18 protein-coding genes and 1 tRNA gene are annotated in these 20,575 nt (G+C 69.3%); 6 read left to right on the plus strand and 13 right to left on the minus strand.

The window, feature by feature from the left end; genetic code table 11:
• Position 1: 1 nt before the first annotated feature.
• From ASC77_RS19295 to ASC77_RS19310, 4 genes are all read right to left on the minus strand, one after another.
• Entirely contained in the window at positions 2-787 is a 786-nt protein-coding gene (locus ASC77_RS19295) for an ABC transporter permease (protein WP_056156775.1), read from the minus strand.
• The gene (locus ASC77_RS19300; RefSeq protein ID WP_056156778.1) at positions 784-1,602 is read right to left on the minus strand and encodes an ABC transporter permease; all 819 of its coding nucleotides are present in this window, start codon (positions 1,600-1,602) and stop codon (positions 784-786) included. The genes ASC77_RS19295 and ASC77_RS19300 overlap by 4 nt, the downstream gene beginning before the upstream one ends.
• Positions 1,599-2,588, minus strand: coding sequence for an ABC transporter substrate-binding protein (locus ASC77_RS19305; RefSeq protein ID WP_200945059.1), 990 nt, complete (start codon positions 2,586-2,588; stop codon positions 1,599-1,601). Before ASC77_RS19305 ends, ASC77_RS19300 begins: the two co-directional genes overlap by 4 nt.
• Before the next feature lie 181 nt (positions 2,589-2,769).
• Positions 2,770-3,432 (minus strand): GntR family transcriptional regulator, encoded by a 663-nt coding sequence (locus tag ASC77_RS19310; protein ID WP_056156780.1) that lies wholly within the window; start codon positions 3,430-3,432, stop codon positions 2,770-2,772.
• 115 nt (positions 3,433-3,547) lie between these two features.
• On the opposite strand from ASC77_RS19310, the gene ASC77_RS19315 reads away from it, so the two are divergent.
• Positions 3,548-4,567, plus strand: a complete 1,020-nt coding sequence (locus ASC77_RS19315) for an amidohydrolase family protein (protein ID WP_056156782.1) — start codon at positions 3,548-3,550, stop codon at positions 4,565-4,567.
• 53 nt (positions 4,568-4,620) lie between these two features.
• On the opposite strand, the gene ASC77_RS19320 is transcribed toward ASC77_RS19315, so the two are convergent.
• Positions 4,621-4,702 (minus strand) — tRNA-Tyr (locus tag ASC77_RS19320).
• Positions 4,703-4,820: 118 nt separating this feature from the next.
• Here ASC77_RS19320 and ASC77_RS19325 point away from each other — a divergent pair.
• A complete protein-coding gene (locus ASC77_RS19325; protein WP_056156784.1) occupies positions 4,821-5,312 on the plus strand; it encodes a YajQ family cyclic di-GMP-binding protein in 492 nt (163 codons plus the stop codon).
• Positions 5,309-6,328 (plus strand): hypothetical protein, encoded by a 1,020-nt coding sequence (locus ASC77_RS19330; RefSeq protein ID WP_056156786.1) that lies wholly within the window; start codon positions 5,309-5,311, stop codon positions 6,326-6,328. Before ASC77_RS19325 ends, ASC77_RS19330 begins: the two co-directional genes overlap by 4 nt.
• On the opposite strand, the gene ASC77_RS19335 is transcribed toward ASC77_RS19330, so the two are convergent.
• The 4 genes from ASC77_RS19335 to ASC77_RS19350 are packed head-to-tail and all read right to left on the minus strand — an operon-like array spanning position 6,329 to position 9,987.
• Complete coding sequence (locus ASC77_RS19335) at positions 6,329-7,306, minus strand: sulfate/molybdate ABC transporter ATP-binding protein (RefSeq protein WP_056156788.1); 978 nt, start codon at positions 7,304-7,306, stop codon at positions 6,329-6,331.
• A complete protein-coding gene (locus ASC77_RS19340) occupies positions 7,303-8,139 on the minus strand; it encodes a sulfate ABC transporter permease (protein ID WP_235547811.1) in 837 nt (278 codons plus the stop codon). The genes ASC77_RS19335 and ASC77_RS19340 overlap by 4 nt, the downstream gene beginning before the upstream one ends.
• On the minus strand, positions 8,132-8,977 hold the full coding sequence (cysT, locus tag ASC77_RS19345; protein WP_056156789.1) for a sulfate ABC transporter permease subunit CysT: 846 nt from the start codon (positions 8,975-8,977) through the stop codon (positions 8,132-8,134). Before cysT ends, ASC77_RS19340 begins: the two co-directional genes overlap by 8 nt.
• Positions 8,977-9,987 (minus strand): sulfate ABC transporter substrate-binding protein, encoded by a 1,011-nt coding sequence (locus tag ASC77_RS19350; protein ID WP_056156791.1) that lies wholly within the window; start codon positions 9,985-9,987, stop codon positions 8,977-8,979. Before ASC77_RS19350 ends, cysT begins: the two co-directional genes overlap by 1 nt.
• A gap of 343 nt (positions 9,988-10,330) precedes the next feature.
• Between ASC77_RS19350 and ASC77_RS19355 the strand changes: the two genes are divergently transcribed.
• From ASC77_RS19355 to rarD, 3 genes are all read left to right on the plus strand, one after another.
• Positions 10,331-12,262, plus strand: a complete 1,932-nt coding sequence (locus ASC77_RS19355; RefSeq protein ID WP_056156793.1) for a 2-oxoacid:acceptor oxidoreductase subunit alpha — start codon at positions 10,331-10,333, stop codon at positions 12,260-12,262.
• Positions 12,259-13,344: a 2-oxoacid:ferredoxin oxidoreductase subunit beta gene (locus ASC77_RS19360; protein ID WP_056156795.1), complete on the plus strand. Its 1,086-nt coding sequence runs from the start codon at positions 12,259-12,261 to the stop codon at positions 13,342-13,344. The genes ASC77_RS19355 and ASC77_RS19360 overlap by 4 nt, the downstream gene beginning before the upstream one ends.
• Positions 13,345-13,478: 134 nt before the next feature.
• Positions 13,479-14,387, plus strand: coding sequence for an EamA family transporter RarD (gene rarD / locus ASC77_RS19365; protein WP_082575042.1), 909 nt, complete (start codon positions 13,479-13,481; stop codon positions 14,385-14,387).
• A 120-nt stretch (positions 14,388-14,507) separates the two neighbouring features.
• On the opposite strand, the gene ASC77_RS19370 is transcribed toward rarD, so the two are convergent.
• From ASC77_RS19370 to nuoL, 4 genes are read right to left on the minus strand one after another with little or no spacing between them, the layout of a single operon-like run.
• Positions 14,508-15,512, minus strand: coding sequence for a polyprenyl synthetase family protein (locus ASC77_RS19370; protein ID WP_056156797.1), 1,005 nt, complete (start codon positions 15,510-15,512; stop codon positions 14,508-14,510).
• A complete protein-coding gene (gene nuoN / locus ASC77_RS19375; RefSeq protein ID WP_056156798.1) occupies positions 15,509-17,107 on the minus strand; it encodes an NADH-quinone oxidoreductase subunit NuoN in 1,599 nt (532 codons plus the stop codon). The genes ASC77_RS19370 and nuoN overlap by 4 nt, the downstream gene beginning before the upstream one ends.
• Positions 17,107-18,645 (minus strand): NADH-quinone oxidoreductase subunit M, encoded by a 1,539-nt coding sequence (locus tag ASC77_RS19380; protein WP_056156800.1) that lies wholly within the window; start codon positions 18,643-18,645, stop codon positions 17,107-17,109. Before ASC77_RS19380 ends, nuoN begins: the two co-directional genes overlap by 1 nt.
• Positions 18,642-20,573: an NADH-quinone oxidoreductase subunit L gene (gene nuoL / locus ASC77_RS19385; RefSeq protein ID WP_056156803.1), complete on the minus strand. Its 1,932-nt coding sequence runs from the start codon at positions 20,571-20,573 to the stop codon at positions 18,642-18,644. The genes ASC77_RS19380 and nuoL overlap by 4 nt, the downstream gene beginning before the upstream one ends.
• Between the last annotated feature and the right edge of the window lie 2 nt (positions 20,574-20,575).

Raw genomic sequence — 20,575 nt, forward strand, 5'->3', positions numbered from 1 at the left:
GTCACGCTCCCCGGTCGGCCTGGCGCAGGCCGCGGTACCAGGCGAGGGAGTAGTGCTCGACGATCCGGAAGACCACCGAGAGCGCGAAGCCGATGAGACCGAGCAGGATGATGCCGGTCCACATCTGCGGGATCGCGAACGAACGCTGGAACTGCACAATCGAGGCGCCGAGCCCGCGGTTGGCGCCGAACAGCTCGCTGATCACCATCACGATGACGCCGATCGAGAGCGCCTGCCGGGCGCCGACGGCGACCTGCGGGCTCGAGCCGCGCAGGACCAGCTGGGCGAAGCGGGTCCGGCGGCGGAGCCGGTAGCTGCGGGCGGTGTCGACGAGGACCTCGTCGAGCCCTCGGACGCCCTCGACGGCATTGAGCAGGATCGGCCAGAGGCAGCCGAGCGCGATCGTGATGATCTTGCCGGTCCAGCCCGTGTAGCCGGCGAAGACGGCGATCACCGGCACCAGGATCGGCGGCGGGATCGCCCGGAAGAACTCCAGCGTCGGCTCCAGGAACGCGCGCAGGGTGCGCGAGAGGCCGATCGCGCTCCCCAGGGCGACTCCCACGACGAGCGCGATCGTGTAGCCGATCGCCAGGCGCGCGAGGCTGGGTAGCACGTCGTGCTGGATGCGATCCCAGTCCCAGGTCTCGGGGAACGTCTTCACGATCTCCGAGAGCGGCGGCCAGAAGAAGCTGGTGCTGTCCGCGGACGCGACCCACCAGATCGTGACGAGCACGATCGGGAGCGCGACCGCCTTCAGCAGCTGGAGGAGCAGGTGCCGGATCCTCATGCGCTCTCCCTCCGCACCGACGGGTGCCAGCGCAGCACGCGTCGCTCGACGGTGCGCGCGGAGGCGTTGACGGCGACGCCGATCAGGCCGACGACCACCACGAGGGCGTACATCGTGTCGGTCGCGCCGGAGGACCGGGCCACGCCGACGCGCTGCCCCAGACCGGGTACTCCGATCACGAGCTCGGCGGTGATCTCGAGGATGAGGGCGACGGCCGCGGCGAGCCGGAAGCCGGTCACGACGTACGGCAGCGCGGTCGGCCACACGACCTGCCGGAAGCGCGCCCACCGGGAGAACCGGTAGGACCGTGCGGTGTCCCGGATGACGGGGTCGACGTCGGCGACGCCGTACAGCACCTGGACGAGCACCTGCCAGAACGCGGCGTAGACGACCAGCACCAGGGCCGACTTCGGCTGGCTCCCGTAGAGGAGCACGACGAGGGGGATCAGGGCGACCGACGGGATCGGCCGCAGGAACTCGATGGTGGAGGCGGTCAGCTCCCGCGCCAGGCGCGAGCTCCCGATCAGCATGCCGACGACGATGCCGGCGACCATCGAGATCGCGAGCCCGATCGCCCAGCCGCGCAGGGTCTGCCCGAGCGCGGTCCAGAAGGTGCTGGTCCCGAGCTGGTCGGCGAGCGCGGACGCGACCTCGGTGAAGGGCGGCAGGTATTCAGGGTTGACGACCCCGGCGGTCGGCAGGATCTCCCACAGCGCGACGACGGTGAGGAGGCCGAGCGCCCCGGGCACGGCGTCACGACCCCGACCGGTGCCGCGACGGGCGCCGGTCGAGGTCGGATGGACGGCAACGGTCACGGCAGCAGCGCGCTCGAGTCAGGCTTGGAGTCGACGAGCTTGTCCTCGACCATCAGGTCGGCGAGCTTGTCGATCGAGTCCGTGCCGATCTCGGTCGGCCAGGCCGGCAGCACGACCTTCTCCTGGACGCCCGCGTCGATGTCGGTGTACTCGCTGAGGATGGCCCGCGCCTCGTCCGGGTGGTCGGTGGCGTACTCGAGCGACTTCGTCATCGCGGCGGTGAAGCCGTCGACCACGTCCGGGTTCTCGTCCATGTACTTGGCCGAGGTGAAGTACAGGCCGACCATCAGGCTCGGGTCGGTCGCGACGTAGTTCGACGACACCTGGCGGTCGCCGTTGCCGGCCGCGATCGTCAGGAACGGCTCGACCAGCTGGCCGGCGTCGACGTCGCCGCTCTCGACCGCGGGAGCGATGTCCGGGAAGCCGAGCTCGACGTACTCGATCGTGGAGGGGTCGCCGCCGTCGGCGCGGACCGCCTCGTTGATGGTCACGGTGTTGATGTTCTTGAGGGTGTTGACCGCGATCTTCTTGCCGGCCAGGTCCTTGGCGGACTTGATGTCGCTGTCGGCGGGCACGACGACGCCGCCGAAGTCGTTGCCGTCCTTGCCGGTCGAGGCCACCCCCGCCGAGACCGCCTTGATGTCCAGGCCCTGCGACTGCGCCAGCATCAGCGAGACGCTGTTGCTGAATCCGAACTGGTACTGGCCGCTCATCACGCCGGGCACGATCGCCGCGCCGCCCTCGGCGGTCTCGAGCTTCAGGTCCAGGCCCTCGTCCTCGAAGAAGCCCTGCTTGATCCCGAGGTAGATGGGGGCGACGTCGATGATCGGGATCACGCCGACGGTGATGCTCGTCGTGCCGTCCGCGCCCGTGTCCCCACCGCCGCTGTCGCTCCCGCCGCAGGCGGTGAGGCTGACCGACAGGGCGAGCAGGGCGGCGACGGCCATGCGGCGCCGGCGGGTGCCGCGCAGGTTCGTCAGGTGCATGGAGTCTCCTCGATGGTGAAGTTCCGCGCGAGGCGCAGACCGGGCCTCCGACGGCCACGTGTGACGGAGACTACAACCGATTGTTCACAATGTGAAGAACAATCTTGCTCTCAAAAGAGCAGACACTGTTCGGCGACCGACGCAGGCGTCGATCGCCGTCGACCGCAGGGATGTCGGCGACTCAGGTGGCGTCGCGGAGCGCCTCGATGACGCTGGCGACGTGGCGGCGAGCCGCCCGCTCGGCGCCCTCGGGGCTGCGCGAGCAGATCTCGTCGATGATCGCGAGGTGCTCGGGCAGGGACACCTGAGGACGCCCCGGGCGCAGCGCCAGGCGGAACTGGTGACGCACGTTGCGGGCCAGCAACCGGGACAGCACCTCGGTCGCGACCGGCTGGCCCGCGAGCTCGCGCACCCGGTCGTGGAGCATGGTGTTGAGCTGCGAGTACACGACGATCTCGCCGGCGCGGACGGCCTCCTGCATCCGGCGTCCGATGTCTCGCAGCTCAGTGATGTCGGCGTCCGTGACGTTCTCGGCAGCCTTCGCGGCACACAGTCCCTCGACCACCATCCGCACCTCGGTGATCGCGACCGCCTCCTCGACGCTGACCGCGCGCACGCGGGCGCCACGGTTGGCGACCCGCTCCACGAGACCCTCGTGGTCGAGCTGGAGGAGAGCGGCGCGCACGGCCCCACGGCTGGCGCCGAACGCGTCGCTCAGCTCGGCCTCGACAAGGCGCTGGCCGGGCACGAAGTCACCGGCGAGGATCGTCGCGCGGATCCGGTCGGCGACCGCGTCGGCACGGCCGGCCGGCTCGACGGGCTCCGCTGCTGACGTGGCGCTCATGACCCTCGACTCTAGTGACCGACGTCGGCAGCGCGTTCCACTTCCCGACGGTTCCTGTGTACAGTCGCACCCTATCTGAGAACAAAATGGTTAACAATCAAGGTGCGGAGGACGCGTGATCATCGACTGTCACGGCCACTACACGACCGCCCCGGCCGCGCACACCGGGTGGCGGGAGGCGCAGCTCGCGGCGTACGCCGCAGGGGACCCGGCACCGGCGTACCCCCGCCTCTCCGATGACGAGATCCGCGAGTCGATCGAGGCCAACCAGCTGCGGCTCCAACGCGAGCGGGGCACCGACCTGACGCTCTTCTCCCCCCGCGCTTCCGCGATGGGCCACCACGAGGGCGACCTGGCGGTCAGCACGCGGTGGGCCCAGGTCAGCAACGACCTGATCGCCCGGGTGGTCGAGCTGTTCCCCGACAACTTCGCCGGCGTCGCCCAGCTGCCCCAGACCGCCGGCGACCCTCTGGACGCCGCCGTGGCCGAGCTGCGCCGCGTCGTCGACCTCGGCTTCGTCGGGCTCAACCTCAACCCGGACCCGAGCGGCGGCCACTGGACCGCTCCCCCGCTGACGGACCCCTACTGGTTCCCGATCTACGAGGCGATGTGCGAGCTCGACGTGCCCGCAATGGTGCACGTGTCGGCGAGCTGCAATCCGGCCTTCCACGCGACCGGCGCGCACTACCTCAACGCCGACACCACGGCGTTCATGCAGCTGCTCCAGGGCGACCTCTTCACGCAGTTCCCGGAGCTGCGCCTGGTCATCCCGCACGGCGGCGGCGCTGTGCCGTACCACTGGGGCCGCTACCGGGGGCTCGCCGACATGCTCGGCAGGCCCCCGCTGCAGGACCACCTGATGGGCAACGTCTTCTTCGACACCTGTGTCTACCACCAGCCCGGCATCGACCTGCTGACCTCGGTGATCGACGCCCGCAACGTCCTTTTCGGCTCCGAGATGGTCGGCGCCGTCCGCGGCATCGACCCGACGACCGGCCACTACTTCGACGACACCCTCCGGTACGTCGAGCGCAGCCCGCTCACGGAGAGCCAGCGTCTCGCGGTGTGCGAGGGCAACGCTCGCGCCGTGTATCCGCTCCTGGACCGACGCCTGCCGCCGACCAGCGCCAGCTGAACGCACCGGAAACCACGCTGGCCCCCGCCTGAGGCGAGGGCCAGCGTTCCCTGTGGCAGGTGAAGGATTCGAACCTTCGAAGGCAAAGCCGACGGATTTACAGTCCGCTCCCATTGGCCGCTCGGGCAACCTGCCTGGGGGTGTTCTCGAGAGCCGTTTGGCTCGACGACAACAAGGCGAAACAATAGCGCAGCCCCCGCGGCACACGAAAACTCAGGCGCCCTCGTTGGCGCAGCAGACCGGAGGAGTGAAGATGGCCGACTCGTCGTTCGACATCGTCAGCAAGATCGACCGCCAGGAGGTCGACAACGCGCTCGGCCAGACGGCCCGGGAGATCGCGACCCGGTTCGACTTCAAGGGCACCGGCGCCACCATCGAGTGGCAGGGCGACGAGGCGATCGAGATCTCCGCGTCGGCCGACGACCGGGCCAACGCGGTCCTCGACGTCTTCAAGGACAAGCTGATCAAGCGGCAGCAGAGCCTGAAGATCCTGGACGCCTCCGAGCCGCGCCAGTCCGGCCAGCAGTCCAAGATCGGGATCGCACTCAAGGAGGGCATCTCCTCGGAGGACGCGAAGAAGATCTCGAAGCTGATCCGCGACGAGGGCCCCAAGGGCGTGAAGGCGCAGATCCAGGGCGACGAGCTGCGCATCTCCTCCAAGAAGCGCGACGACCTCCAGGCCGTGCAGGCCCTGGTCAAGCAGCAGGACTACGACTTCGCGGTGCAGTTCACCAACTACCGGTGAGCCGCCTCGCCACCCTGCTCCTGGCGGTCGCGCTCGCGACCGCCGGGTGCTCGAGCGGTGGCGCCGAGCCCCACAGCGCCGCCGGACCCACGGTGAGCGCGCCCCGGCAGGACCCCGAGCCGTTCCGACCCGCGACGGCGGCGGTGCCAGGAGGGTTCACGTTCACCCAGTGCTCCGACCTGCGCCGCCCGGACCGGAGCTCCGGCCTCGCCGTCCGGGTCAGCGTGCCGCCGGGGTACGCCGCGACGTCGCGCGGCGGGGCCGGATGCGACTTCACCGGGCCCGGCTTCGGCCGCGACCTGTCGCTCTCGGTCGGGCCTCTGGAGACCCTCGAGGCGGTGAAGAAGCGGGAGGTCGACCCCTTCGAGGACGAGGGCGGGGACGACTCGGTCAGCGACATCGCCTACGCGGCCGACGTGCCGGTCTTCGGCCGGCACCGCGGCGAGCGGCTGACCTACTACTGCTACTGCGACGGGCAGGACCTCGACGTCTGGACGGTGCAGGCCCGCGGCGTACGCCTGAGCTGGACCACGCCGCACCGCAAGGGCCCCGATGCGGCGACCTCCCGCGCGGTACGCCGCAGCGTGGGGCTGGTGCACAGCGACCGGAGCACGTGCCGCGCGCGCGGCCTCACCGTGACCTTCCGGCCGCCAATCCCGCAGACCGAGTCCATCGACAGCTACGGCAACAGCTGCCATCTCTACCTGCGCCCCGGCCGGGCGTCGCTGCTGCGGTACGCCGAGATCGAGCCGCGTCCGAGCCTCACGCTCGCCGAGCGCGCCGACCGGCTGCGCTCCCGCAGGAGCGTCACCGACGTCCGCTACGAGCCCGGCTCGGACCGGCTGACCTGGCTCACGGTGCGCAGGAAGCCCGGAGAGTTCCAGGCGCCCACGGGCACCTGGCGGGCGGTCACCGTCGACGCCGGGGACGCGTGGGTCACCTGGAGCGCACGGCCGAGCCAGTGGCGGACCGAGGCCGACGACGCGCGTCGCCTCGTGGCCTCGGTCCGCCCCTGATCAGCGAGCGACGCTCAGCGACGGCATCGTCAGGGCGCCCGAGGCCGCGGTGACCCAGACCCGGACACCGGTCTCGAGGCCGAGCTGACGGGCATGCGTGCGGGTGAGCACGACGGTGACCTCGTCGCCGTCGTCGGTGAGCACCGTGGCGCGCACCTCGAAGCCGACCCGGAGCAGCCGGGAGATGGTGCCCTCTGCGGCACCGGGCAGCTGCGGGGTCAACGAGATGTGCACGTCGTGCGGGCGCAGCATCACGCCGTTGAGCGTGGTGATCTCGCCCAGGAAGCCCATCACGAAGTCGTTCGCCGGCTCGTCGTACAGCTGGTCGGGGGTGCCGACCTGCTCGACCCGGCCCTCGTTGATGACGACGATCTCGTCGGCGACCTCCATGGCCTCCTCCTGGTCGTGCGTCACGAAAACCGTCGTCACGTGCACCTCGTCGTGCAGGCGACGCAGCCAGTCGCGCAGCTCCTTGCGGACCTTCGCGTCGAGCGCGCCGAACGGCTCGTCGAGCAGCAGCACCGTCGGCTCGACGGCGAGCGCGCGCGCCAGTGCCATCCGCTGACGCTGACCGCCCGAGAGCTGCGACGGCAGCCGGTGGGCGAACTGCGACAGGTGCACCAGGCGGAGCAGCTCGTCGACCTTCTCCGCCACCTCAGCCTTGGGACGCTTGCGGATCTCCAGGCCGAAGGCGACGTTCTTCGCCACCGTCATGTGCTTGAAGACCGCGTAGTGCTGGAAGACGAAGCCGACGTTGCGCTTCTGGGGCGGCAGCTCGGTGGCGTTGGTGCCCTCGATGCTGATCGTCCCGGTGTCCGCCGAGTCGAGGCCCGCGATGATCCGCAGGAGGGTCGACTTGCCACCACCCGACGGCCCCAGCAGGGCGGTCAGCTGGCCGGTGGGCAGCGACACGTTGACGTCGTCGAGCGCGACGAAGTCCCCGAACTTCTTGTTGACGCCCTTGATCTCGATGCTCACGATTCTTGCTCCTTAGGACGCAGCAGGGCGACGACGACCAGGCACAGCACCGCCATGAAGACGAGCATGAATGCCACGGAGTACGCCGTTTCCTGCTGGAAGTTCTGGTACTTCTGCTGGACGAGGACGGTGGCCACCTGGGTCTCGCCGCCGACGTTGCCGGCGACGACCTTGACGGCCCCGAACTCACCGAGGGCGCGGGCGAGGCTCAGCACCACGCCGTACACGACCGCCCACTTGATGCCAGGCAGGGTGATCCGCATGAAGGTCTGCCGCGCGTTGGCCCCGAGGCTGCGGGCGGCCTGCTCCTGGTCGTCGCCGAGCTCCTCGAGCACCGGGACGACCTCGCGGATGACCAGCGGCAGGATCACGAAGCAGGTCGCCATGATCATGCCGGGCTTGGCGAAGATGACCTGGATCCCGTGGTCCTCCAGCCACGGCCCGAACCACCCGAACCGGCCGTTGTAGACCAGCACCAGGGCGAGGCCGACGACGACCGGCGACACCGACAGCGGCAGGTCGATCAGCACCGACAGCGCGCGCTTGCCGATGAAGGTCTTGCGCACCAGCAGCAGCGACATCCCGACACCGAAGACGGTGTTGATGATGACCGCGATCACCGCGATCTGGGCCGTCAGCTTGAGCGCGTGCACGACGTCGGGGTCGGCGAGCGCGTCCTGGATGCCCGTGAGGCCGTCGGCGAAGGTGTGCTTGACGACGTACGCCGTGGGCCACGCGACCAGCATCAGCAGGTAGCCGATGACCAGGAACCGCAGCACCCACTTCACGACCGACGACTGGTTCGCGACCGCCGTGCTCCCCCGGCTAGCCACGTCGGGCCACCCGTCGCTGGATCACGTCGAGCGCCACGATCGCGAGGAGCGCGACCAGCAGCATGATCGTCGCCACCGCAGCAGCGGCCTCGGTGTTGCCGCCCTCGAGGAACGAGAAGAGCCGCACCGAGACGACCTCGGTCTTGCGGGGCAGGTTGCCGCTGATGAGCACCAGCGCGCCGTACTCGCTGATCCCTCGAGCGAAGGACAGCGCGGCACCGGCGAAGATCGCGGGCACCAGCGACGGCAGGACGACCCGGCGGAACGTCGTGAACCGGGTCGCACCGAGTGACGCCGCGGCGTCCTCCACGTCGGTGTCGAGCTCCTCGAGCACCGGCTGCACCGTGCGCACCACGAACGGCAGCGTCACGAAGGCGATCGCGAGGAGCACCGCCCAGCGGGTGCTGTTGACCTCCACGCCGATCGGGCTCTCGGGGCCGTACAGCGACAGCAGCACCAGGCCGGCGACGATCGTCGGCATCGCGAACGGGATGTCGATGATCAGGTCCAGCAGCCCCTTGCCGGGGAACCGGTCCCGGACCAGGACCCACGCGATGATCGTGCCCATCACCATGTTGATCGCGGTGATGATGAGCGACGACACCACGGTGAGGCCGAGCGCGGCCCGGGTGTTGTCGTTGGTGAGGACGTCCGTGAACGTCGACAGGCCGCCGCCGGCGGCCTTGACGATGATCGCGGAGAGCGGGATCAGGACCAGCAGGCTGAACCAGATCATGGAGACGCCGAGCCCGAAGGCCGACCCTCGGGTCAGAGAACCGGACGAGGCCGACCGGCGCTTTCGCGCCGGCCGGCCGCCCACTGCTACGGCTGAGGCCATTACTGGCCCGATTCCGCCTGGATCTTGGTGAGGATGCCGTCGTTCTCGTCGAAGAACTTCGTGTTGGCCTCGGCCCAGCCACCGAAGTCCTGGTCGATGGTCAGCAGCTTCGCCGGGTCCGGGTACGGGTCGCTCGAGTCGTTGGCTCCGTCGACCTCGACGTCACCCACGTCGACCAGCGGGCGGTAGCCGGTCTCGGCGTACAGCTTCTGGCCGTCGGCGCTCTTCTGGAAGTCGAGGAACGCCTTCGCCGAGTCCGAGGCGTCCTTCGTCAGGGCGCACGGGTTCTCGATGAGCAGGGTCGAGTCGGGGATGACGTAGTCGAAGTCGGTGCCGCTCTGGCGGGCCAGGATGGCCTCGTTCTCGTAGGAGAGGAGGACGTCGCCGGTGCCGCTGGTGAAGGCGGTGGTCGCGTCGCGACCCGAGTCGGGCAGCGCGACGACGTTGTCGAAGAAGCTCTTCATGTACGTCTCGGCGTCGGCCTCGCTGCCACCGTCGCCGATGACGGAGCCGTACGCCGCGAGGAGGTTCCACTTGGCGGAGCCGGAGGACGCGGGGTTCGGGGTGACGATGCCGACGCCGGGCTTGGCCAGGTCGTCCCAGCTGTCGATGCCCTTGGGGTTGCCGGACTTGACGACCATGACCACGACGGACGTCGTGCAGATGCCCTTGGTGTCGTTGTCCTTCCAGTCCTTCGCGACGATGCCCTCGTCGACCAGGCGGGTCACGTCGGGCTCCAGCGACAGGTGCACCTCGTCGGCCTTCTGGCCGGCGACGACGGCACGGCTCTGGTCGCCCGAGGCGCCGTACGAGCCCTTGATGTCGACACCCTTGCCGGCATCGGTGTCCTTGAAGGCGTCGATGACGCCCTCGTTGGCCTGCTGGAGAACGGAGTAACCAACGACGTTGACGGTGTCGCCACTGTCGCTGGACGAGTCACTGGAGCACCCCGTCAAGGCCAGCACCCCGGCGGCCGACAGGGCCACCGCAACCTTGATCGTCTTGTTCATCGCCTTCTCTTTCCTGACCCCGCACCCGGGACCATTTCTAGTCAATGACGAGCAGAGTAGTGGACTTAGTCGAAGTAACTGGCATTGGGGCCATTGCGGCGGGAAAATATATGATGTGGGACGGATCACGGATCCATCAGGGGAGACGCGTCCGGCGGCCGAGGGCGGCGGACTATCGTGGGAGGCCGTGCTTGCGGGGATCCACGCGAGAAACTGAAACGTGTTCCAGTTTCTGCGTACCGTGAGTACGATCGAGATGGCGTCCGCCGCCACGGGCTGGGGTGCGGGCGCTACGGCACGAGCAGGCAAGAGCACAGCAGCAACAGAGGGAAGTGGGCGCACAGTGTCCAAGCAGGTCAAGCAGCTCGACCGGGTGATCATCCGGTTCGCGGGCGACTCCGGTGACGGCATGCAGCTGACCGGTGACCGGTTCACGTCGGAGTCGGCCGTCTTCGGCAACGACCTGATGACGCTGCCGAACTTCCCGGCCGAGATCCGGGCGCCCCAGGGCACGCTGCCGGGCGTCTCGTCCTTCCAGGTGCACTTCGCCGACCACGACATCCTCACCGCCGGCGACGCCCCGGACGTGCTGGTCGCGATGAACCCGGCCGCGCTCAAGGCCAACCTCGGCGACCTCCCCCGCGGCGCGGCGATCATCGTCGACACCCACGACTTCACCAAGCGCAACCTCGACAAGGCCGGCTACGACGTCAACCCGCTCGACCTGCTGGGCGACGCGAACGACCCGCTCGGCGAGTTCCAGGTCCAGCCGCTGGACCTGACCGGGATGACGGTCGAGGCGGTCAAGGAGTTCGGCCTGTCCCGCAAGGACGCCGCCCGCGCGAAGAACATGTTCGCGCTCGGGCTGCTGTCGTGGATGTACGGGCGCCCGATCGACTCGACGATCAGCTTCCTGGAGAAGCGGTTCGCGAAGGTCGCAGACATCCGCGACGCCAACATCACGGCGTTCAAGGCCGGCTGGAACTTCGGCGAGACGACCGAGGCGTTCGTCGTGCAGTACGAGATCAAGCCGGCCCCGATGAGCGCGGGCACCTACCGCAACATCAGCGGCAACCTGGCGCTCTCGTACGGCCTGATCGCCGGCGGCGTGCAGTCGGGGCTGCCGGTGTTCCTGGGCTCCTACCCGATCACGCCGGCCTCGGACATCCTCCACGAGCTCTCGAAGCACAAGGCGTTCGGCGTCACCACGCTGCAGGCCGAGGACGAGATCGCCGGCATCGGCGCGGCCATCGGAGCCGCGTTCGCCGGCTCGCTCGGTGTCACCACCACCTCAGGTCCCGGCCTCGCGCTGAAGTCCGAGGCGATCGGCCTGGCCGTGATGACCGAGCTCCCGCTGGTCGTCGTCGACGTCCAGCGCGGCGGGCCGTCCACCGGTCTGCCGACCAAGACGGAGCAGGCCGACCTGCTGCAGGCGATGTTCGGGCGCAACGGCGAGGCCCCGGTGCCGATCGTGGCACCGCAGTCCCCCGGCGACTGCTTCAACGCCGCGCTCGAGGCGGCGCGGATCGCGATCACCTACCGGACCCCGGTGCTGCTGCTCTCCGACGGCTACCTCGCCAACGGCTCCGAGCCGTGGCGGATCCCGGAGATCGCCGACCTCCCCACCATCGACCCGGCGTTCGCGACCGAGCGCAACCAGACGGTCACGGCCAAGGACGGCACCGAGGTCGAGGAGTACTGGCCCTACCTGCGCGACGAGGACACGCTCGCCCGCCCGTGGGCCATCCCCGGCACCCCCGGCCTCGAGCACCGCATCGGTGGCATCGAGAAGGCCAAGGGCACCGGCAACATCTCCTACGACCCCGCCAACCACGACTACATGGTCCGGATCCGCCAGGCGAAGGTCGACCGGATCGCGGACTCGCTGCCGCCGCTCGAGGTCGACGACCCCTCAGGTGAGGCGAAGGTCCTGGTGATCGGCTGGGGCTCGACGTACGGCCCGATCGGCGCTGGCTGCCGCCGGGTCCGCAAGGCCGGCTACAACGTGGCGCAGGTGCACCTGCGTCACCTCAACCCGTTTCCGAAGGACCTCGGCGAGATCCTCAAGCGCTACGACAAGGTGCTCTGCCCCGAGATGAACCTCGGCCAGCTCAGCCTGCTGCTGCGCGGCAAGTACCTCGTCGACGCGATCGGCTACAACCAGGTCAACGGCATGCCCATCAAGGCAGCAGCGCTCGCCGACGCCATCGGCGGCCTGGTCGCCGAGGCCGAGGGCGTGACCGTCGACCTCACTCCGCAGGAGGCATCGCAGTGACCACCAGTACCGAGCTCCCGTTCCCCGGCCTCCGGTCGGGTGTCGAGCTGGTCCCGACCAACGACCAGCCCCAGACCGGCAAGGAGTACACCTCCGACCAGGAGGTGCGCTGGTGCCCGGGCTGCGGCGACTACGCCGTCCTCAAGGCCGTGCAGGGCTTCCTGCCCGAGCTCGGCCTGCGGCGCGAGAACATCGTCTTCGTCTCTGGCATCGGCTGCTCCTCGCGGTTCCCGTACTACCTCGACACCTACGGCATGCACTCGATCCACGGCCGCGCGCCGTCGATCGCGACCGGCATCGCGACGGCCCGCGAGGACCTGTCGGTCTGGGTCGTCACCGGTGACGGCGACGCGCTCTCGATCGGCGGCAACCACCTGATCCACGCGCTGCGCCGCAACGTGAACATGACGATCATGCTCTTCAACAACCGGATCTACGGCCTCACCAAGGGCCAGTACTCCCCCACCTCCGAGGCCGGCAAGATCACCAAGTCGACCCCGATGGGCTCGCTGGACCACCCGTTCAACCCGGTGTCGCTCGCGCTGGGCGCCGAGGGCTCTTTCGTGGCCCGCACCATCGACTCGGACCGCAAGCACCTCACCTCGGTGCTGTCGGCGGCGGCCGCGCACCGCGGCACGTCGTTCGTCGAGATCTACCAGAACTGCCCGATCTTCAACGACGGCGCGTTCGACGCGATCAAGAACAACGACACCAAGGCCGACGCGATCATCCCGCTCGTCCACGGCGAGCCGATCCTCTTCGGCAACGGCAGCAAGGGGCTGGTCCGCGACACCGAGACCGGCGGGGTCAAGGTCGCGCTGGTGGCCGACGTCGGTCAGGACGCGATCATGGTCCACGACGCCCACAACACGGACCCGACGACCGCCTTCGCGATCTCGCGGCTGACCGACTCCGGCTACCTCAACCAGTCGCCGATCGGCATCTTCCGCCAGGTCGAGCGGCCGACGTACGACGACGGCGCCCGCGGCCAGATCGCCTCGGCCCAGCAGGCCGCTCCCGGCGAGCCCCAGGACCGGCTCGCCGCCCTGATCGGCGGCGGCGACACCTGGACGGTCGTCTAGCGGAGACGCGCACCCCACCACGGACAAAGGGTCCCCGCCCGAGAGCGGGGACCCTTTCGTGTCTCACGGTGTATCAACGCACCGGCCGGATACCCATTGGTGGCGGCGGCTAACCATCCGCCTATCCTGAGCCGGTGCCCGATGCCCGCCGTGGTCTGCTGTTCGGCGTCGCGGCGTACGCGATGTGGGGACTCTTCCCGCTCTACTGGCCGCTGCTCGAGCCAGCCGGCGCGTTCGAGATCCTGGCCCACCGGGTCCTGTGGTCGTGCGTCTCGATGTTCGTGCTGCTGCTGGTGCTGCGCCGCGGCCCGCAGCTCCGGGCGATCTGGCGCGACCGGCGGGTGCGCGTGCTGCTCACCGTCGCCGCCGCCGTCATCAGCGTGAACTGGGCGACGTACATCTGGGGCGTGAACAACGGCCGCGTCGTCGAGACGTCGCTCGGCTACTTCATCAACCCGCTGGTCACGGTGCTGATGGGCGTGGTGATCCTGCACGAGCGGCTGCGGCCGCTCCAGTGGGTCGCGATGGGCATCGCAACCACGGCCGTCGTCGTGCTGAGCCTCGACTACGGCCGGCTGCCGTACGTCGCGCTCGTGCTGGCCTTCACGTTCGGCAGCTACGGGCTGTGCAAGAAGACCGCCAACGTCGGCGCCACCGACAGCCTGACCTACGAGACGGCCGTGATCGCGCCGTTCGCCCTGGCGTACGTCGCCTGGCTGGGCGTGACGGGCGGGTCCAACTTCGCGAGCCACGGCGTCGGCCACTCCCTGCTCTTCATGACGACCGGCATCGTCACCGCGGTCCCCCTGATCTGCTTCGGCGCCGCCGCCACCCGGGTCTCGATGGTGTCGCTCGGGCTGCTGCAGTACCTCGCGCCGATCATCCAGTTCGCGCTCGGGGTGCTGTGGTTCCACGAGGACATGCCCGCCGGGCGCTGGGCCGGCTTCGTGCTGGTCTGGATCGCGCTCGTCATCTTCACCGTCGAGGCGATCCGGCACCGCCGCCGGCAGCTGCGCCTGACGGTGGAGGCGGCCGCCCTCTGACGGGTTGAATCGAGAGTTGTGACCGTTGAATCGGTACTTCTCGACACATCGACTGTCCAGAAGTACCGACTGAACCGTCAGAACTCCCGACTCGACCGTCAGAAGTCTCGATTCAACCCGTCAGGCCGAGCGGGTCGCCACGATGTCGGCGAACGCCTCGAGGGCCGCGCGGACCGGGCCCTCGGGCACGACCGCCAGGTGCTGCTTGGCGTCGGCGGCCTGGGCGACGACGTACGCGCGCGCCTCGTCGAGGGCCGGGTGCTTGCGGAGCAGGTCGAGGGCCTCGGCGTGCAGGGCATCGTCGGTGAGCTCGCCGTCGAGCAGCTCGTGCAGGCGGGCGTCGGCGGGGTCGATGGAGGCGCGGGCCATGAGCACCGGGAGCGTGGGGACGCCCTCGCGCAGGTCGGTGCCGGGCACCTTGCCGGACTCGACCGAGTCGGAGGCGATGTCGAGGATGTCGTCGGAGAGCTGGAAGGCCGCGCCCACGATCTCGCCGTACGCCGTCAGTGCCTCCTCCACCTCGCGCGGGGCTCCGCCGAAGCGGGCGCCGTAGCGGGCGGAGGTGGCGATCAGTGACCCGGTCTTGCCGGCGACGACCTCGAGGTAGTGCGCGAGCGGGTCCTCGCCAGGCCCTGGGGTGACGGTCTCGAGGATCTGTCCCTCGACGAGCCGGGTGAACGTCTTTGCCTGGATCCGCACGGCGTCGGCGCCGAGCTCGGCGGTCAGCTCGGAAGACTTCGAGAAGAGGAAGTCACCGGTGAGGATCGCGACGTGGTTGCCCCAGCGGGTGTGGGCGGCGACGGCGCCGCGGCGCAGGTCGGCCTCGTCCATCACGTCGTCGTGGTAGAGCGAGGCGAGGTGGGTCAGCTCGACCACGCAGGCCGCGGTGATCACCTCGTCGGAGCCGGCCCGGTCGCCCAGCTCAGCGGCGAGCAGCACCAGCAGCGGCCGGAACCGCTTGCCGCCGGCCGCCATCAGGTGGCTGGCCGTCTCGGTCACGAACTCGGCGCGGCTGCGGACGTGGACCGCCAGCGCCTCCTCGACGAGAGCGAGGCGCTCGTGGAGTCGGGCGGCGAGCTCGTCGTCGCCGACGGGTAGTGCGAGAGCGGCAGATCCGGACGTCACCTGAGGAATTGTCCAGCATGATCGGCCAACGTGAGCACCGGGCCGGGTACGACGCCCAGGACGATCGTCGCGGCGAGCCCTACGGCGATGGTCGCGGAGGTCAGCACCGAGGGCCGCGCGACGCTGGCGAGCTCGCCCGCGTCGGGGGTCACGTCGACGAAGAACATCAGCACGATCACCCGCACGTAGAAGAAGACCGCGATGATGCTGCACACGATCGCCGCGACCACGACCGGCCACGCCCCGGCCGACAGCGCGACCGTGAAGACCGCCCACTTGCCCACGAACCCGGCAGTCAGCGGGATGCCTGCCATCGAGAGCAGGAAGAACGCGAACAGGCCGGCGACCAGGGGCGAACGGCGGCCCAGGCCCTGCCAGCGCGCGAACGTCGAGGCCTCGCCCGAGGAGTCGCGCACCAGCGTGACGACCGCGAAGGCGCCGAGCATCGCGAAGCCGTACGTCGTCAGGTAGAACAGCACCGCCTGCATCGACGTGACCTCGCCGTCGGAGAGCTCGGAGGCCTGCTGCACGCCGAGGACGCCGGTGAGGAGGAAGCCGGTGTGCGCGATCGAGGAGTAGGCGAGCATCCGCTTCATGTCCGTCTGGACGACCGCGAGCACCGCGCCCACGACCATCGTCAGGATCGCGATGATCCACAGCATCGGCTGCCAGGTCCAGCGCTCCGAGCCGAAGGCGACGTAGAACAGCCGCAGGATCGCGCCGAAGGCCGCGATCTTGGTGCCGGCGGCCATGAACGCCGTGACCGGCGTGGGCGCGCCCTGGTAGACGTCGGGGGTCCACGAGTGGAACGGCGCCGCGCCGACCTTGAACAGCAGGCCGACGGTCAGCATGCCCAGGCCGAGCAGCAGGAGCGTCTGGTTGGAGAGGTCGTTGCGGACCGACTCGTTGATCTCGGCGTACGACATCGAGCCGGCGAAGCCGTAGGTCAGCGCGACGCCGTACAGGAAGAAGCCGGATGAGAAGGCGCCCAGCAGGAAGTACTTGAGGGCCGCCTCCTGGCTGAGCAGCCGACGCCGGCGGGCGAGACCGCAGAGCAGGTAGAGCGGGAGCGAGAGGACCTCGAGCGCCACGAACAGCGTGAGCAGGTCGTTGGCGGTCGGGAAGAGCAGCATGCCGAAGACCGCGAACATCAGCAGCGGGTAGATCTCGGTGTGCTCGAGGCCGCTCTTCGAGGCCTGGCGCTCCGCCTCGGTGCCGGGCAGCGCGGCCGCCTGGCCGGCGAACGCCGACACCCCGCCCTCGAGGCGGCGCTCCGCGAAGAGCAGCACGCCGCCGAGGGCGACGACGAGGATCAGGCCCCAGAAGAAGACGGCCGGGCCGTCGACGGCCAGCGTGCCCTCGACGTCGATCGCGCCGCGGGCGGCACCGTCGTTGTGCACGGTCAGGTCGCGGGCGACCAGGATCGTGCCGACCAGGGCGGCCACCAGGCCGGCCGCGGCGAGCACGGTCTGCACCAGGAAGCGACGCTGTCGCGGGACGAACGCCTCGACGACGACACCGACGCACGCGACACCGAAGACGAGGATGAGCGGCCAGATGTCGGCGTACTCGATGGTGGGCTTGGTGAAGTCCATCAGTGAGCACCTTCCTCGTCGTGGTCAGCGGCGGGAACCGTCGGCGGGTCGTCGGTGACGCCGACGTGGTGGAGCAGCGAGTCGACGGTCGGGTTGACGGCGTCGAGCATCGGCATCGGGAAGAAGCCGAAGACGACCAGCGCCGCGACCAGGGGTACGACGGCGACCAGCTCGCGCCGGTCGAGGTCACGGATGCCCGCGTCCTCCGGCACCTCCGGCCCCGTCATCGTGCGCTGGTAGAGCCAGAGCACGTAGACGGCGGCCAGCACGATGCCGGTGACCGCGACGGCGCCGACCCACCAGTGGTAGTCGAACGCGGCGATCATCACCAGGATCTCGGAGACGAACTGGCTCAGGCCCGGCAGGCCGAGCGTGGCCAGGCCGGCGACCAGGAAGAGGCCGGCCAGCACCGGTGCGCGGTGCTCGACGCCGGTGATCTCGCTGATCAGGGACGTGCCCTTGCGCCTGATCAGGTAGCCCGCGAGCAGGAACAGCGCGGCCGTGCCGACTCCGTGGTTGACCATGTAGAGGATCGAGCCGGAGCCGCCCTGGCTGGTCAGCGCGAAGATGCCGAGCGTGATGAAGCCGAAGTGGCTCAGCGACGTCAGGCCGATGAGGCGCAGGATGTCGTCCTGCCCGATCGCGAGGAACGCGCCGTACACGATGGAGATCAGCGCCAGCGTGATGACGACCGGCGTCGCCCACTGCGAGGCGTTCGGGAAGATGCCGAGGCAGAAGCGCAGCATCCCGAAGGTGCCGATCTTGTCGAGGATGCAGACCAGCAGGACGCTCGTGCCGGGGGTCGCCTTCTCGGTGGTGTCGGCCAGCCAGGTGTGCAGCGGGAAGAGCGGCGCCTTCACGATGAACGCGATCATGAAGCCGACGAAGAGCCAGCGCTCCCAGGTGGTGCTCATGTCGAGCTGCTGGAGGTCCTTGAGCAGGTACGACGGGGTGCCGGCGTCGGCCGAGACGACGTAGAGCCCGATCACCGCGGCGAGCAGCACGAGGCCGCCACCGAGCTGGTACATCAGGAACTTGAGTGCCGCGAAGCCGCGGCCCTCGCGGCCGAAGCCGCCGATCAGGAAGTACGCCGGGATCAGCGTCGCCTCGAAGACGACGTAGAAGAGGAAGACGTCGGTCGCGGCGAAGACGCAGAGCGCGAAGCCCTGCAGTGCCAGCGCCCAGGCGAAGAACGCCGCGGGGTTGCGGCCGTCGGCCTCGTGCCACGACGCCACGAACACGACGGGCACCAGCCCGACGGTCAGCAGGATCATCAGCAGGCCGAGCCCGTCGACGCCGAGGGCGTAGTGGACGCCGAGCGCCTCGATCCAGGTGTGGGTCTCCTCCAGCTGCATGCCGTCGCCGGCGTGGAACTGGGTGGCGATGACGATGCCGACAGCCGCGGTGACGAGCGAGAAGGCGAGCGCCACCTGCTTGGGCAGCGCCGACTCGCGGCCGGCCTTGGGCAACAGCGCCGTGACCAGCGCGCCGACGAGCGGCACGACGATCAGCGTGGTGAGCCAGGGGAAGTCGTTCACGCGAGGTTCACCGCCAGGAGGGCCGCGGCGACGATGAGGGCGCCGACCAGGATGGACAGGGCGTACGAGCGGACGTAGCCGTTCTGGACGCGTCGGGCAAACCCGGCGAGCAGTCCCACGGCGACCGGGCCCCCGGTGAGTACGCCGTCGACGGCGTACTTGTCGGTGGCCAGCAGCGCCGTGGTGAGGTGCCTGCTCGGGTTGACCACGAGGGTGTCGTTGATCGTGTTGCCGTAGAGCTCCTCGCGACCGGCGCGGGTGGCGAACGAGACGTCCTGAGGCGCCGTGCGCGGAACCTCCCGCTTGCCGACCAGGAACCACGCCGCGGCGACGCCGACGGCGACGACGGCCACCGCGATCACGCTGACGGCGATCGCCGGGATCGGCGGGTCCTCGTGGGGGGCGGTGCCGGTGACCGGGGCCAGGAAGTCGACGATCCAGTCGTTGATCAGCACCACGCCACCGAGCACCGACAGTGCAGCGAGCACGATGAGCGGCACCGTCATCACCGAGGGCGACTCGTGGGGGTGGACGCCCTTCTCCCACCTCTTGTCGGTGAAGAAGGTCATCAGCATCATCCGGGTCATGTAGAAGCCGGTGACGCCGGCGCCGGCCAGGGCGCACAGGCCGATGATCCAGTTGTCGGCGAGCGCGGTCTCGATGATCTTGTCCTTGGACCAGAAGCCGGAGAAACCCGGGAACCCGATGATCGCGAGGTAGCCCATCGCGAACGTCAGGAACGTCACCGGCATCATCTTGCGCAGGGCTCCGTAGTGCCGCATGTCGACGTCGTCGTCCATGCCGTGCATCACCGAGCCGGCACCCAGGAACATGTTGGCCTTGAAGAAGCCGTGCATGAGCAGGTGCATGATCGCGAACGCGTAGCCCGCGACGCCGAGCCCGGCCGCCAGCATCATGTAGCCGATCTGGCTCATCGTCGATCCGGCCAGGGCCTTCTTGATGTCGTCCTTGGCACAGCTGATCCACGCGCCCCAGAAGATCGAGACGACGGCAACGATCACGACGACCGTCTGCGCGTGTGGCGCGAGCTCGAAGACGAAGTTGGAGCGCACGACCAGGTAGACGCCGGCGGTGACCATGGTCGCGGCGTGGATGAGCGCCGACACCGGGGTCGGGCCCTCCATCGCGTCCAGGAGCCAGGCCTGCAGCGGGAACTGGGCGGACTTGCCGCAGGCGCCTAGCAGGAGCAGCAGTCCGAGGATCGTCATGGTCGTCGTCGAGGCGTCACCGGCACCGGCGCTGATCACGGTGAAGCTCGTCGAGCCGAAGGTGATGAAGAAGAGCATGATCGCGAGCGACAGCCCCATGTCGCCGACGCGGTTGATGACGAACGCCTTCTTGGCCGCCGCGGCCGCGGTGGGCTTGTGCTGCCAGAAGCCGATCAGCAGGTACGACGCGAGGCCGACGCCCTCCCAGCCGAGGAACAGGCCGAGGTAGTTCTCCGACAGGACGAGCATCAGCATCGCGGCGACGAAGAGGTTCAGGTAGCCGAAGAACCGGCGCCGGCGTGGGTCGTGCGCCATGTAGCCGATCGAGTAGACGTGGATCAGCGAGCCGACTCCGGTGATCAGCAGCAGGAAGAGCGCCGACAGCGGGTCGTAGAGCAGGTCCATGCCGACGTCGAGGTGGCCGGTCTGCATCCACTGGTAGAGGTGCTGGCTGATCTGGCGGTCCGACTCGTCGCGACCGAGCAGGGCGATGAACATCGCCAGGCTGATGACGAACGACCCGATCGGCAGCAGCGTGCCCAGCAGGTGGCCCCACCGGTCGGTGTACTTGCCACCGATCAGCAGCACCGCGGCGCCGGCGAGAGGCAGCGCGATCACCAGCCAGAGCAGGCCGAAGACACCGTCCGCGGAGGTGGGGGCGACGACCGGGATGCCGCCGCCTTCGTGGAACGCAAACATCT

Origin of the sequence: Nocardioides sp. Root1257, from assembly GCF_001425175.1 — a bacterium.
GTDB lineage: Bacteria > Actinomycetota > Actinomycetes > Propionibacteriales > Nocardioidaceae > Nocardioides.

What these genes read in the sequence shown, in the direction of transcription:
- ASC77_RS19305 (WP_200945059.1), bottom strand. Translation starts at nt 2,588, where the DNA reads ATGCACCTGACGAACCTGCGCGGCACCCGCCGGCGCCGCATGGCCGTC.
- cysT (WP_056156789.1), bottom strand. Translation starts at nt 8,977, where the DNA reads ATGGCCTCAGCCGTAGCAGTGGGCGGCCGGCCGGCGCGAAAGCGCCGG.
- nuoL (WP_056156803.1), bottom strand. Translation starts at nt 20,573, where the DNA reads ATGTTTGCGTTCCACGAAGGCGGCGGCATCCCGGTCGTCGCCCCCACC.
- ASC77_RS19325 (WP_056156784.1), top strand. Translation starts at nt 4,821, where the DNA reads ATGGCCGACTCGTCGTTCGACATCGTCAGCAAGATCGACCGCCAGGAG.
- ASC77_RS19350 (WP_056156791.1), bottom strand. Translation starts at nt 9,987, where the DNA reads ATGAACAAGACGATCAAGGTTGCGGTGGCCCTGTCGGCCGCCGGGGTG.
- nuoN (WP_056156798.1), bottom strand. Translation starts at nt 17,107, where the DNA reads ATGGACTTCACCAAGCCCACCATCGAGTACGCCGACATCTGGCCGCTC.
- ASC77_RS19295 (WP_056156775.1), bottom strand. Translation starts at nt 787, where the DNA reads ATGAGGATCCGGCACCTGCTCCTCCAGCTGCTGAAGGCGGTCGCGCTC.
- ASC77_RS19310 (WP_056156780.1), bottom strand. Translation starts at nt 3,432, where the DNA reads ATGAGCGCCACGTCAGCAGCGGAGCCCGTCGAGCCGGCCGGCCGTGCC.